12 protein-coding genes are annotated in these 13,823 nt (G+C 53.5%); 6 read left to right on the top strand and 6 right to left on the bottom strand.

What is annotated here, in order from left to right; translation table 11 throughout:
- Positions 1-8: 8 nt before the first annotated feature.
- A complete protein-coding gene (locus JIN87_RS28620; RefSeq protein WP_267909412.1) occupies positions 9-140 on the bottom strand; it encodes a hypothetical protein in 132 nt (43 codons plus the stop codon).
- A 306-nt stretch (positions 141-446) separates the two neighbouring features.
- On the opposite strand from JIN87_RS28620, the gene JIN87_RS17975 reads away from it, so the two are divergent.
- Together JIN87_RS17975 and JIN87_RS17970 are read left to right on the top strand one after the other, a co-directional pair.
- Entirely contained in the window at positions 447-1,466 is a 1,020-nt protein-coding gene (locus JIN87_RS17975; protein ID WP_200356988.1) for a glycoside hydrolase family 17 protein, read from the top strand.
- A gap of 42 nt (positions 1,467-1,508) precedes the next feature.
- A complete protein-coding gene (locus JIN87_RS17970) occupies positions 1,509-2,366 on the top strand; it encodes a glycoside hydrolase family 17 protein (protein ID WP_200356987.1) in 858 nt (285 codons plus the stop codon).
- A 134-nt stretch (positions 2,367-2,500) separates the two neighbouring features.
- On the opposite strand, the gene JIN87_RS17965 is transcribed toward JIN87_RS17970, so the two are convergent.
- The 4 genes from JIN87_RS17965 to JIN87_RS17950 all read right to left on the bottom strand — a co-directional run bounded on the left by JIN87_RS17965 (position 2,501) and on the right by JIN87_RS17950 (position 6,936).
- The gene (locus JIN87_RS17965) at positions 2,501-2,926 is read right to left on the bottom strand and encodes a DUF3788 family protein (RefSeq protein ID WP_200356986.1); all 426 of its coding nucleotides are present in this window, start codon (positions 2,924-2,926) and stop codon (positions 2,501-2,503) included.
- 235 nt (positions 2,927-3,161) lie between these two features.
- The gene (locus JIN87_RS17960; RefSeq protein ID WP_200356985.1) at positions 3,162-4,469 is read right to left on the bottom strand and encodes a glycoside hydrolase family protein; all 1,308 of its coding nucleotides are present in this window, start codon (positions 4,467-4,469) and stop codon (positions 3,162-3,164) included.
- 130 nt (positions 4,470-4,599) lie between these two features.
- Positions 4,600-5,694 (bottom strand): glycoside hydrolase family 26 protein, encoded by a 1,095-nt coding sequence (locus JIN87_RS17955; RefSeq protein WP_200356984.1) that lies wholly within the window; start codon positions 5,692-5,694, stop codon positions 4,600-4,602.
- Between the two features lie 99 nt (positions 5,695-5,793).
- Positions 5,794-6,936 carry a glycosyl hydrolase gene (locus tag JIN87_RS17950; protein WP_200356983.1) on the bottom strand — a complete coding sequence of 381 codons (1,143 nt, stop codon included), beginning with the start codon at positions 6,934-6,936 and terminating at the stop codon, positions 5,794-5,796.
- 570 nt (positions 6,937-7,506) lie between these two features.
- Here JIN87_RS17950 and JIN87_RS17945 point away from each other — a divergent pair.
- The 4 genes from JIN87_RS17945 (at position 7,507) to JIN87_RS17930 (ending at position 13,133) form a co-directional block, all read left to right on the top strand.
- Complete coding sequence (locus JIN87_RS17945) at positions 7,507-8,118, top strand: class I SAM-dependent methyltransferase (protein ID WP_200356982.1); 612 nt, start codon at positions 7,507-7,509, stop codon at positions 8,116-8,118.
- Between the two features lie 136 nt (positions 8,119-8,254).
- Positions 8,255-8,941 carry a 3-keto-disaccharide hydrolase gene (locus tag JIN87_RS17940; RefSeq protein WP_200356981.1) on the top strand — a complete coding sequence of 229 codons (687 nt, stop codon included), beginning with the start codon at positions 8,255-8,257 and terminating at the stop codon, positions 8,939-8,941.
- A 156-nt stretch (positions 8,942-9,097) separates the two neighbouring features.
- Complete coding sequence (locus JIN87_RS17935; RefSeq protein ID WP_200356980.1) at positions 9,098-11,800, top strand: DUF1592 domain-containing protein; 2,703 nt, start codon at positions 9,098-9,100, stop codon at positions 11,798-11,800.
- A 16-nt stretch (positions 11,801-11,816) separates the two neighbouring features.
- Positions 11,817-13,133, top strand: coding sequence for a DUF1552 domain-containing protein (locus JIN87_RS17930; protein WP_200356979.1), 1,317 nt, complete (start codon positions 11,817-11,819; stop codon positions 13,131-13,133).
- Here JIN87_RS17930 and JIN87_RS17925 read toward each other — a convergent pair.
- A complete protein-coding gene (locus JIN87_RS17925; RefSeq protein ID WP_200356978.1) occupies positions 13,130-13,738 on the bottom strand; it encodes a TetR/AcrR family transcriptional regulator in 609 nt (202 codons plus the stop codon). The genes JIN87_RS17930 and JIN87_RS17925 overlap by 4 nt on opposite strands.
- Positions 13,739-13,823 lie beyond the last annotated feature (85 nt).

The following is a 13,823-nucleotide window of genomic DNA, read 5'->3' as shown; positions in this document are numbered from 1 at the left end:
AGTTACGCTCAATTCGCTTTATCAGTCTGATCGGCTAGGTAAGCCCAGGCATACGCCGGACCAATCATGGTCTGCCAAGGGGTGTATTCATTCTGCGAGAGCATACTCCACATATCGATGTAGGACTCATGAACCGGCATTCCATGAACGAAGGCTCAACCGCCAAGTAGCTTGATCGCACAAGTGCCCCTAAGACGAAAAGGGCAAGCACGGCTAGCAGGAGAACAAAAAACTCACCATATCCACTGTCCTCTTATTAGAGCACAACGTGCACAACTGCGTTTTTTAAAACTCTCCAAAGCCCTGCATTTATTACTCTCTATAAGACACTTACACATTCCCCCTTTCTCAAAAAAGAGGAAAAAACGAAATTTTAATTGCATTCAATTGCACCTTAGTGAATGTATTTTGCCACAATGAAACAACGTTTTTCACTGAGGCGTACTATGAGTCTAGGTCTACTATCCCTTTCAATCGGCAGCTCCCAACTTTCAGCGGGCGACACGGCCGGTCATACCCTTGCCCAGCCGCGGGAAGCTCTGCTTGCAGGCGCACAGCGTGGCGTTGCCTATTCTGGCTTTCGAGACGGACAACACCCCGACCGCGGCGACGGAGCCGTCTATCCGACGGACGCACAGATCCTCGAAGATCTTAAGATTCTCACCGAAATCGAAGGCTTCGAACTTATCCGCCTCTACGACAGCAAGCAGAATTCTGAAGACGTCCTACGCCTCATCAAGGCTCACAACATCCCCCTTAAAGTGATGTTGGGCATTTGGCTCGACAGCGAACTAAGCAACCACGAAGGCTGCGCGTGGATCACCGAACCGGTTCCCCAAGAAGAACTCGATAGCAACGCCGCTGGCAACCGACAAGAAGTGGAATCGGGCATTCGCTTGGCAAACGAATACCCTGACATCGTCGTCGCCGTAAACGTAGGGAACGAGTCACTCGTTACCTGGAATGATCACCTCGTCACTCTCGACTCGATGATCACTTACCTCACCAAGGTCAAAAGCAGTATCCAACAACCCGTGACTACCGCCGACAACTACAAAGTCTTCGCGGACTATGGAGATCGACTGGCGGAGCACCTGGACTTTCTAGCCGTCCACACTTACCCGCAATGGGAAGGCAAATCCATCGACGAAGCTCTTCCCTTCACCATCGAAAACTTGATGGAGATTCGCGAAGCGCTCCCGGAAAAACCGATGCTCATCGCCGAAGCGGGCTGGGCGAGCACCGCCTCCGAGTTTGGCCCTCGAGCCAGCGAAACCTTACAAATGAGGCACTACCGAGAGCTCTTCGACTTCGGACAACGCAACAACATCAGCATCTTCTGGTTCGAAGCCTTCGACGAAAGCTGGAAAGGAAATCCCGACAACCCGCTTGGAGCGGAAAAGCACTGGGGACTCTATTTCATCGATCGAAGCCCAAAACAAGTTCTTCAAGACCGCAGCAACTAACCCGAAGACTTCCGAGCCATGTCTTACCGCCCGCAACAACAAATGAGTTTAACCGGCGCTTCCCTCGCCGAACTCGATCAAGACGAACTCCTCGAAACCCACCTCAAGACCCTCAACAGCGGTCTACATGGCATCTGCTTCAGCCCATATCTCCCGGAACAACAACCGGGAGACTTCATCACCGAGCAACAAATTCATCAGCGGCTCGACATCATCCTCCCATACACCCAGTGGATTCGCAGTTTCTCCTGTACCGAGGGTAACGAAGCGATCCCTCGCATCGCCAAAGAAAAAGGCCTCAAAACCCTAGTCGGCGCTTGGATCAGCGACGATGCGGAAAAGAACCGCGAAGAAATCCAAAACGTAATTGAAATAGCGCGACAAGGCCATGCCGATATCGTCGCGGTCGGAAACGAAGTCCTCTACCGCGGGGAGCTAGAGGAAAGCGAGCTCCTCCTTCTCATCGACGAAGTCAAACGAGAGCTCCCGGGCATTCCCGTCGGATATGTCGACGCCTACTACGAGTTCGTCAAACGCCCAGCCCTCGCCGAGATCTGCGACGTGATCCTAGCCAACTGCTATCCCTACTGGGAAGGCTGCCACATCGACTACTCAGTCCTCTACGCAAAGGAAATGTATCGCCAAGCTCAGCGCTCCGCTCCGGGCAAACGCGTTCTTATCACTGAATCCGGCTGGCCTAGTCATGGTGCCTCAAAAGGTACTGCCGCTCCATCAGTGGAAAATGCCCGCCGCTACTTCGTGGACCTGCAAAACTGGGCCAAAGAAGAATCCGTAGAGCTCTTCTACTTCTCCTCGTTTGATGAAGCCTGGAAAGTCTCCGACGAAGGCGACGTAGGCGCTCACTGGGGCATCTGGGATACCTACGGGCAATTGAAGTAATCCGACACCCAGAATCTATATAAGATAGGTTTGCTCTGATTTATCCCATCGGGGCAAACCAGTGTTGCCGGTGGCTCGAAGCAGCCCCCCAATTGGACCGGTTTGATCTTATCAAAGCCTTCGCTGTTTCCAATTCACTTCTGAGCGATCTTGTACCGAACAATTTGATACAAGTCAGCCAACTGCTTGCTCCACTTGAGATCGACAGCCAGTGGGAGCAGTTTGCCAATCGGCTTCGCCGACTCAAAGGCCTCGATGATAGATCGTTCGATTTTCAAATCACCAACCCCTTCGCCCGTCTTAGCAGTGAAATAGAACCCACACGTCAGGTGAGTTTTCCAAGCGGAAAGCCAGAAGACCGTTTTCTTCTTGCGAGCCATCTTGCAAAGCCAAGCCCCTCCATCCTTGTAATATCTCCACTCCGGCAAAACACCATACTCCTCCGACTCGAGAGTTGAGACGAGCTCCTGGTAAACCTTGAACCGAGGGCCAAGCGTTTCCTCCAGCACCGTGGAAGTTGGCTCTACGTCGGGATCGATTAGCAGTTGGTCCTTTTTCATGACAACGGTTTTTGGGGTTAATCAAGGTTCGAACTCACATCAGTGCATACGCACATTCAAGCGATCCTCCCATAGATCCATGCAGGAAGGGACCATCCGCCCCAAGCTCACACGTCAGGAGAATATCTACACCCTTCGCGAAAAAATGGACAGTCTCTTTGAGGGTATAACCCCATCAAGAAGCCCCCTTAATGCATCCCAATAGAACAGTTGGCACGAAGGCTCTTCCCTCGCCCTATTTCTTAACAGCATGTAGAGCTATTTCAGGTCCGAATCCGTGCGGCTTCTGAAACTGGATCACGCCTCGTTCTCGGTCGGTAATTGTAACGTTTTCCTCTAACTCTTTTCCGTTGATGCAATCCAACCACAGAAGCGAATATTCACCAAGCGGAGCTTCGAGTAGCGATAGCGCACCGCGCTCTGATGAAGCTCGCGAATACAGGATATATTCACGTCCTGGCTTTTCCATTACATACTTGGTTTCCCCTTTCGCCAATCGATTGTTGGGAACCATGTCGTAAAAATTGGTACGCTCGAAAAAGCGAGTCACCCGAGCGCAGTCGATCAGATCTTGCTCCGTGTTGTTGTACACATGATGACCGTGGATCATGACGTAGCACCCAGACATGGCAGTCGCCCAGTTCTTATGACGGGCCACCTCCCCTTTTCCATAGCCATGCGTTTCGGAGAAGCTACAGATATAACGGTCCTCGGCAGCAGCGAAATAGCCAAGCCCGCGTTGGTTGATTTCATCCGCCGACAAACGTTCGAGTTTCATCACAGAGTAGATGTCTACATTCGGATCGTTAGCGTATTCAGAAAAACTGTCTCCTAAAAAGCCAACGCTCATGGCGACAGGATGCGGGTGAGGGTCGACCTCCTTGATGTACTTCGCCATCGCCTTCAAGTGCGGGACAAAACGTTTCCCTCGCTTATCCGCAACCTCCATCGGCCCCCAAACCAAATTCCCGTATTTGGAAAAACGACTCACCACCTCGCGGATCATAGCCGCTTCGTCTTGATGAAGATTCCCCTGCTCGTCGAGCATCCAGCCGATCTTACCCGGGCCGATCTCCACTTCCACCTGGTCGTCGTAGAAAAAGAAGAACACGACGATTCCCAAACGCTCCGCTTCGGCCAGCCACTCTTCCCATTGATCGAGAATATCGTGGTCCAAGCCCTTGCTTGGGTCGCCGTCTATGAACATGTTTTCCAAAGGACCGCCATCTCCACCGTGACTACGCAAGCCGACCCACCAAATACAGTTAGCGCCCGCATCTGCCACCTTGCGAAGCAGCTCCATCTGGTCTCCTTTGCGCGTGCCATCCGCTTGGCGTTCACCGCGAAACAAGAAACTCTCAGGATCTCCCGGCCCGCACATGAAAAACGGATCCCCGTCAGACCATCGCAACCAACGCGGGTTCTCCGGATCGACAATGAGCATTCGCTCAGGCTCCTGCGATTGGGCACAACCTATGGACACGAAAAGCGACACGAGGAAGGCGATAACAGTCCGAAAATCTCTTTGGGGTAGAAGCATCATGACAAGTTAGGAATAAACAAAAGTTACCCAACCAACTGTCCGACCAAGGATCAGACTGCAAAGTAAATGCAGCTCAACTCGTTACTAAACTGCCCGAGGCGATAAAACCAGTAATGCTACCAGTCGAGCTTCATCGAACGTCCTCCAAGAACAGGGTACGCGGCAATTTCGCAAACTCCTTAAAATCCTCAGCGCTCTTGTGCCCTGGATACGGCATGTAGTGATGCGAGTCTTGGTTGTAGGCGTTTCGCCAAAAAAGGACATAAGAAAGCGGATACATTTCAATCGAGCTCCAAAGAGTGCCCGTCCACCATTCGGGATCAGGCACCGACTCGAGCCCCGTTTCCGCTAGGATGACGATCTTCCCTCTTTCACGCCCCACCTTGGAAACGATATCCAGTCCCTTCTTCAAGCCTGCCATGTAGGCTCCCTTACCAAAGACCTTTCTCTGGTAGATATCGAACCCGACGATATCGATGTATTCGTCTCCCGGGTACCGCTCCAGGAAATCCGCTTCCGTGTCGAAACCACTGGCGGCCGAATATGCCCACAGAACATTGTGCACCCCTTTGCCCTGCAGGAACTCGATCGTATACTTCCAAAGCTCTAGATACTCTTCCGTCGTACAGAGCTTTTGCCCCCACCAAAACCAACTACCCGTGTGCTCGTGATAGGGACGAAAGATGACGGGCACCGGACCGCCTTCCTCGGTCTTCGCCGACAACAAAAAGCGGGCAAGTCGATCAAGCATCTCAGCGTAAACCTCTTCTTTACTTCCCCCTGGCAAAACGCTCGCGACAACCTTGTCGCTAGATGTATCCCAAGAGTCGCCACCCGTAAAAGGATTCACCGTATGCCAGCTGATCGTGTTCACCCCACCGTTGGCATGCACCCATTCGATGCCCTCTCGAATCTTCTCGAAGCGAATACCATCCAGACTCTCTTCCTTGCCAAGCCCAAGCTCTCCCAGCTCCCAGCCGAAGACCGCCGGATAATCCCCTGCCACCTGCTTCACATCCGGCACACCGTCATACTTCCATCCATGGCCATAGAGATAAGCATCCTGGTGCCCGATCATCGTCCCCTTTGACTGGAGTTCCACTAGGCGATGATAGAGGGCCACCGTCTCGGCAGTGGCATCCTTGTCCACCGGACCAGCCCACGAGAAAGAAACGGGAAATAGCGTCAAGGCGAGAGTAGCGATTAGGTTTCGAATTCGAATCATGATTAAATTCGAACCAAACTACATGCCTCTACTATCATGGCAACTGCCACCTGACACTCCCTAAAGAGGATCAACCGAGAGCGAGCTTTATATATTCTCCTAATCCCGCAGCCACTTAGACCAATCCGCAGACTCCAACTGCAACCAGCGATCGCTTGAAACTTCAGCGTTCCACAACTGGGCGATACGAGGATTGCTCTCAATTCGGCTATCCCCCCAATAAAGTCCCTGATAGTTGCCGGTTTCCGTGTCTGGACTCCACATAGGCTGAACGTCCCAATGCGTATTTATATAGCAAATACTGTGGACGACATCCTTATTCTTTTCCATAAAGTCCAAGGTCCGCTTATGCCAACGATTCCAAATCTCATCCGCAGACAAATGCTCCAAGACATCGCCCGCTTTGATATCTCCTTGAGGTACGATTGCCCCCATCGTACCGTCCTCCAAATCAAACCCCATCGGGGCGCTCTCAGCGATCATACAAGGTTTCCCTAGTTTACGAGTAAGCTCGATGAACTGCTGAGCAATCGGTTCATAGCGCGGGTTGAACCAAGTAATCCCTGTCCAGTCGACATATTCATCTCCTGGATACCAATCCATCCATTTAGGATGAAGATCGGCAGAGTAGACAGTCCCATCAGGATTGTCGTTTCTGAACGCGACACTATGCCAGACGCTCAGAAAGTTGGGAGCGATCGGACGCACCTTTTCTACGATGTGACGGTAGGCAGCCTTAAGAGTATCTGGCGAGTACCCGTACCACGGCCCGTCGAACTCGTATCCAATGCGGACGAAAACCGGCACTTCCATATCCCGCACAAACTCAGCAAACTTGATGATGTTCTCATCGAACTTCCCTTTCGCAATATCGGCAACTGCACCCTTGTAAGCCTCCGTTTCCATTAAGGCTAATCCAAACATGTAAGCAGATTCGCTCCACCGCTCATGAGTCATGGAAGCATTCACATCTCCAGACCCATAGTTATCCGTTTCCCACACACCGTTGAGCCGATAGATGTTAGTATACGACACCACTCCCGGCGGAGTCGGGAACAATCCCGAATTTTCGTATTCTGCGATCGTGTTGAAGTCTTGCCCCACGAAGAGCAGCTTCCTCTCTCCCGACAATTTCTCGAGCAAACTTGGAGCTTCAGCAGGCGATTCAGCGCAAGCAGCTTGGGCAAGGATCGATATGCAAGCGAGCGCACGGACAATCACTGATCTCAGGAGACGCGTCATGTAAGAAGGGTATTCGAGGTTCTTCCAAACCGCTGCTCCAACATGAGCAGCGATCGTCAAGGATGACTGATGACGCTAGACGATCCTATTAGCGCGTCAACCAAAACGTGCACTAGTGTGCATTATTTTAAAAACTCACGAAAACGCCCCCTAATCCAATTGCTCTCGGAAGCGATCCAGGCTGCCCCCTTTCCACTTGTAGTAAGCAAGAGCGAAGGGGTTCGACTCTATAACTAAGCCTCTCCATCCCGTATGGACTGTATCGATACGCCCCAGACTCGATCCGTAGCGCTCGAATCCGCTCCCTCCCTCCTCCTCATTCCATAGAAGATACAGGACCCTTAGCTTCTTCCGAATCAACGTTTGCCCAGAGCCGAATAACCTGCAGGGTCGAAAGATGAGCAGTGAAAACAACGCCGAATCGCGACCGATGTGCCGAGCCTACTGGGAAGAGGTTTCAGAAAATTATACCGAGGAAGTGCAAAGCGTTTTCGAGCACGACCTCGAAGGGCTGGTTAGCCGCCGGATAGCTGCCGCTGGTCAAAAACGCCAAACGGAAGCTCAGCAGACATGGGCTGCGGAATCGGAAAATTCACTCCTCTGCTCGCTCAAGCCTTCGCTCAGGTCAACGCTTGCGATTGGGCCGAAACCGCGCTGAAGCAGGCGGAGGCTAGCTGTAGTGAATTCGACAATACAACTTTCCAGAGACTGGACCTTTCGAACGATCGCGTTCCCTTTGAGCCAGTAGACTTCGCCATCTGTATCAACGTCCTGATAATGCCGTCATTCGACGATCGCATGCGAGCGTGGCGGACGGTCACGAATCAAGTCAACCAAGGGGGAACGCTTTTGCTCGTTGTCCCCTCCCACGAATCGACCCAGATGGAATACTACCGAGACATCGAATCCCGGCTCGACATGGGAGATAGCTGCCGGGAAGCGACAGAGGCCTGCGCGCCAGCCAACGCCACTGTCGAAGACCTGCAGCAAGGGATTTTCTCCTGCCAAGGCACTCGCATGAAATATTATTTGAGAGACGAGCTCATCATGCTGCTAAACGGACTCGAACTGGATGTCAGGGAGATCAAAAGAATCCAGTATGCTCAAGACGAAGCGAGCGGATCCCCGGCAACCTGGGACTGGCTCATCATGGCCCAAAGAAGACAGGTCGAAGAGAATTAGGGAACAGGTTTTAGCAGACCTTAACAATGGTTCCCCAGCAAATGCAGTGGAATATACTCCAACCGTTGGAGTTCCGCCTTTAGGCGGCAACCCACCCGCATCCCCCAGAAGCCCCAAACAAGCAAAGTCCAAAAACATGATTCCTTGGCGTCACCCCCTCAGCATTTTGCTTAGCCTTCCCACTTTCCTTGTTTCGTCCTGCGTTCTTACCGAATTCGCATCAGCTCAGGAACAACAGACGATCATGATGATCGAGGGAAACGATCTGGGCCATTGGAAAGCCGCCCCATTCGCATCCGACGGAGATGTGGATGTCCAAGATGGCACCCTCCATACAGGCTTAGGCGCCTACCTAACGGGGGTCGTTTGGGATAAAGAACCTCCCGCCAGAGATAACTACGAGATCGAACTAGAGGCTCAAAAAACCTGGGGGAGCGACTTCTTTCTAGGCCTAACCATTCCGGTGGGCGACCAGTACTGCACTTGGATCGTCGGCGGCTGGGGCGGAACAGCGGTTGGAATATCCGACATCGGCGGCCTTTCAGCGGATAAAAACGAGACCACCCGCAAAATGTCCTTCGAGATGAAACGCTGGTACCGTTTCAAAATCCGAGTCGCCGACGAGCGCATCCAATGCTGGATCGATGGCGAACGTATTATCAACTTAGATACAACCGGAAAACGACTGAGCCTGCGCCCCGGTCCGATCGTAGACGCCACTCCCCTCGGCCTCGCCTCCTACGACACAGTCGCTGAATACCGTAATATGGTTTGGAGGTCTTTAGCTCGAAAACCCGGAGCGAAATTCGCACTAGCCCGCTGAAACGCGTCACCGGTTGTCCAGTCATCGATTTATGTGACTAGCCTAGTATTCCTTACCCTGCTATGATTTCATGTTTCGGCCTAGAAATCCCCCCTCAATGGGACACGCAATCTCAATTGAACGGGGACGACATTCGAGTCTCCCAGACTGCTCCCAATGCTCAACACCTCCACCATCCGCCTTGCAGGAAAGCTCACGCTCGCCATCACCCTGTCCGCTGGCTTAGCAAAACTTGCTTCCGCAGAGGTCGAACTCCCAGAGGAACTTTACGGATTCCTCGAAAATCACTGCCTGAACTGCCACGATTCCTTTGAGCAAAAGGGGGACCTCGACCTGGAGAACCTGCCCTTCGACCTGACCGACAAGGAGACCTTCGCCACCTGGGCGCTGGTTCATGACCGAGCGGACCATGGCGAGATGCCTCCCAAAAAGAAGAAGCGTCCGGAGAAAGAAGATTTGGCCGCTTTCTTAGAATCACTTTCCAAGTCTCTTTCCACAGCCGATCGCGAACGTATCGCCCAAAACGGCCGCTCGAAGGTGCGTCGCGTCAATCGCTTCGAATACGAAAACACCCTGCGACACGTACTCGACGCCCCATGGCTACAAGCGGCTGACCGACTTCCGGAAGACGGTACCTATCACAATTTCAACAAGACCGGCGACCGACTCGACGTTTCCCACGTGCAAATGTCCAAGTACCTCGAAACCGCCGACTACGCTTTGCGTTCAGCTCTCAACGCGGCGGCATTCAAGTCGGAGACAAAGCGCTACTACGCGAGAGACGAAGGGACCATGATTTTCTGGATGCCCTACCGCAAAGGGTTGAACCGGTTGCCATCTCGCACCGCGATCCCCTTGCTGGGCCTGAGCCCGGAACCGGAAGTCATCCGCGGTACGCAAGCCTTGACGGTGGGCGACTCCAATCCAGAAGCCCGAAACGAGGAGGCCTTTGGCTTCGTCGTCGGCTCTCAAGCTTCGGCCGCGAAATACGACTTCAGAAACGTCGTCGTCCCCACGGATGGAGATTACCGCCTCAGAATAAAAACCTACACCTTCAAGGCGGGACCCAATGGCCGAGCGTTCGGAGAAGACCATGGACTCACAGGCGGAAAACAAAAATGGTGGTACCCAGATCGAAACGTCATCATGCGTGGAGATCGCAGCGAACCGGTTACCCTCTACGCACACACCTTGAACGGCGAAAGCCGCTGGATCGGAAGTTTCGACTCGTATCCAGATCCCAACGTCATCGAACGCGATGTCGCCCTGCGAAAAGGCGACGCCATCCGCCCGGATGCCGGACGACTCCTGAGAACGCAACCGGGCTGGCGGGGCAATCCCAACGCTGATTCTGAGGGCGTTCCTGGTTTTGCGATGAACTGGCTAGAGCTCGAGGGTCCAATAAACAAAGAATGGCCCCCGAAAAGCTACCAAGCCCTCTTCGGAAATCTCCCATTCAAAGTCCATGAAACCGAAGAGCCCCTCCCACGCCCCCCACTGCTTACTGAAGAAACCCTGATCGGCTGGACCGAGCGCGGGCCGAGCATTCCAGACCGACGTGTAGAAGTCTTGCCAAACGATGCGGATACCGATGCAAGGCGACTTCTGCTGGCCTTCACCGAAAAGGCCTACCGTTCCCCATTAGCGGATGCATCAGCCATCGAGCCGTACTTCGCAATCTACAAGCAAGCGACCGCTTTCGGCGAGTCATTCACCGACGCCATGATCGCAGCATTCTCCACCGTGCTGTCCTCGCCGGATTTCCTATTTATGGAGTCCCAAGCCGGACCGCTCGAAACTCACCAGATCGCGTCCCGACTCTCCTATTTCCTTTGGAACGGGCCGCCCGACGAGCAGCTCGAAGACGTGCAGAACCTCCACCAGGAGGCAGCACTACGAGCCCAAACCGAACGGATGCTGTCAGATCGAAAATCCGATCGATTCATAAACGCCTTCCTCGACTACTGGCTGGATCTAAAAGAGATCAACTCCAATACCCCCGATTCCCAACTGTATCCACAATACTATATCGACGATCAGCTAACCGAAGCTTCCCTCTTCGAAACACGACGCTTTTTCCGCGAACTCATCGACAAGGACCTTCCCGCGCGCAACTTGATCGACTCCGACTTTACCTTCGCAAACGAACGCCTTGCCCGACACTATGGCTTAGAGCCTTTCGAAGGCGTACAGCTACGTCGCGTTGCTCTGCCCGAAAACTCTCCTCGTGGCGGATTACTCACCCAAGCAAGCGTCCTAAGAGTCACCGCGAACGGAACAACAACGTCACCGGTATTACGCGGAGCGTGGATCACGGAGCGAATCTTGGGAGTCCACATTCCACCACCGCCTTCTGGCGTCGAAGCAGTCGAGCCAGATACCCGAGGAGCCACAACCATCCGCGAGCAGCTCGACAAGCATACCTCCTCCGCCTCGTGCTACGCGTGCCACGCAAAATTCGACCCTGCAGGCTTTGCCCTCGAGAGCTTCGACATCGCTGGCGGTTTTCAAGAGCAATATCGCGCCCTAGGTGAAATCGGTGAACCCGTAGAGGGCATTGGCTTGAACGGGCTCCTTTTCGCCTATCGCAACGCAGAGCCGGTAGATTCATCTGGCGAGCTGGTAGACGGTCGAACCTTCTCAGACATCCACGAATTCAAAACGCATCTGTTGGCTGACGAACGCGCCATCGCCCGCAACCTCGTTAAGCAGTTCATCCTCTACGCAACCGGAGCGCCAGTAGGCTTCAGCGAACGCCAACAAATAGAAGAGATACTGGACTCGTGCCAGAAGAGTGAATACGGATTGAAATCGATCATCCACGCCGTCGTGCAGAGCGACCTATTCAATATCAAGTAACCGGAATCGTACGACTATGCATATCCTATCATCCGATCGTCGCATTTCTCGCCGCCAACTCCTGCGCGGAGCCGGAGTCGGACTCGCCTTGCCTCTGCTCGAGGCGATGCTGCCGCCGTTTACAAAACGCCTTTTCGCAGCCACACCAGTCGAGCCAAAGCCACAACGCCTATTCGCCATCTGCAACAATCTCGGCGTCCTGCCCGACCATTTCTTCCCGAGCCAAGCGGGCCTCAACTATGAGCTCTCCCCCTACCTACAGGAGCTCTCTTCCCACCGCAACGACTTCACTGTCCTCAGCGGAGTTCACCACCCGGGAGTCGATGGAGCCCACTCCTCCGACGTTTCCTTTCTCACTGCCGCGCCGCATCCAGGCGGGGGCGGTTTCCGCAACACGATTTCCCTAGACCAATATGTAGCGGGCAAGATAGGCCATCATACCCGTTTCCCCTCGCTTACCCTCGGAGTCAATGCAGCTCAAGGGCGCCGCAGCCTGTCCTGGACCCCCTCCGGCGTGCTCATCCCCTGCGAGGACAGTGCCGCCAAACTCTACAAACAACTGTTTCTACAAGGATCGGAAAAGGAAATCGAAAAGCAGCTACAAAAGCTCAAGCTTGGCGAAAGTATCATGGACACCGTTGCAGAGCAGTCACGAGCCCTCAATCGCCGGCTCGGAGCAAGCGACCGAGACCGTATGGACCAGTACACTACAGCGGTCCGAGAAACCGAACGTCGAATGGAAAAGGCACGCGAATGGGAAAGGCTGCCCAAACCCGTTCCTTCAGCGGAAAGCCCAGTCGATCCAGGCGGGCCCGCCGCCTACATGGAGAAGACTCGCCTCATGTACGAAATGGCAAAGCTCGCCTTCGAATCCGACTCCACGCGTAGCATCGCACTGCTTCTCGACAGTAACAACTCCCCAACAATCAACGTATCCGAAATTCAAATATCAGATGGATACCACAATCTGTCCCATCACGGAAAAGACGAGAACAAGCTCGCCCAACTAGAAGCGATCGACCGCAATCATATGCGGCTCATCAGCCAGTTGATCAGCTCCTTCAAAGAGTCGAAAGAGGGAGACTCCAATCTGCTCGACAACTCGCTCATCCTCTACGGCAGCAACCTCGGCGACGCTAACAAGCACACCACCAGCAACATGCCGATGCTGGTAGCAGGCGGACGTCTGAAACACGGCCAGCACCTCGCCTTCGATCGCGACAACAACTACCCACTCCCCAACTTGTTCGTGAGCATGCTCCAATCCATGGGCATCGAAGCCGACAAATTCGCGAGCTCCACCGGCACGATGAGAGGACTCGACCTTACCTAAACCGCAGCCGCTTCAACTCGCCACGGATCGACAAGAGCAGAAAAGACGGCCTTCTGATAGTGCTTCACGCGTTCGGCACTTTCCCCAGCACGGGCCTTCACTCGAATCCCGTAAGAGATGCCCCATAGGCAAGACGCAAGCTTCGCGCAGTCAGTTTGCGGCGCTAGCTCGCCAGCCGCCTTGGCAGCCTCCAGCTTCTCCTCAATCCAAGCTTCCGACAAACGCAGATACTCCTGCAGGATTTTAGAAACCTTCGGGTGCTGAGGAGCGATTTCGAGCAGCGAGTTCATTACGAAACAGGCGCGACGATCCTCGTGCTTCAAAGCATCCGCGACCAAGATGCGGAGCAGATTCTCAATCTTCTTAAGCGGCGACTTCGCCCGATCGGCAGCCTTGTAGTGTTCCGACGCCAATCCGCCGTAGTGATGTATGCACTCGATGAAGATTCCTTCTTTGCTGCCGAAACTCGAATAGAAGCTGCCAGCCAGCATGCCAGTCGCTTTGACCAGATCGCTGATCGATACTCCTCGGTAACCCCGCTCCCAAAAGAGCGAAGTCGCAGCCTCCAATACCGCTGCCCTGTCGTGTTTCGCTGGTCTTGCCATGCCCAATTGCTGCCAGTTGTTGAATGACTGTTCAATAATTTATTTGACTTCAGATAAACCGTTTCGTTTTTGAATGTTCATTCAA

It is taken from the genome of Pelagicoccus mobilis, assembly GCF_016595505.1.
Lineage (GTDB): Bacteria > Verrucomicrobiota > Verrucomicrobiia > Opitutales > Opitutaceae > Pelagicoccus > Pelagicoccus mobilis.
This window is presented reverse-complemented; position numbering and strand designations above follow the sequence as displayed.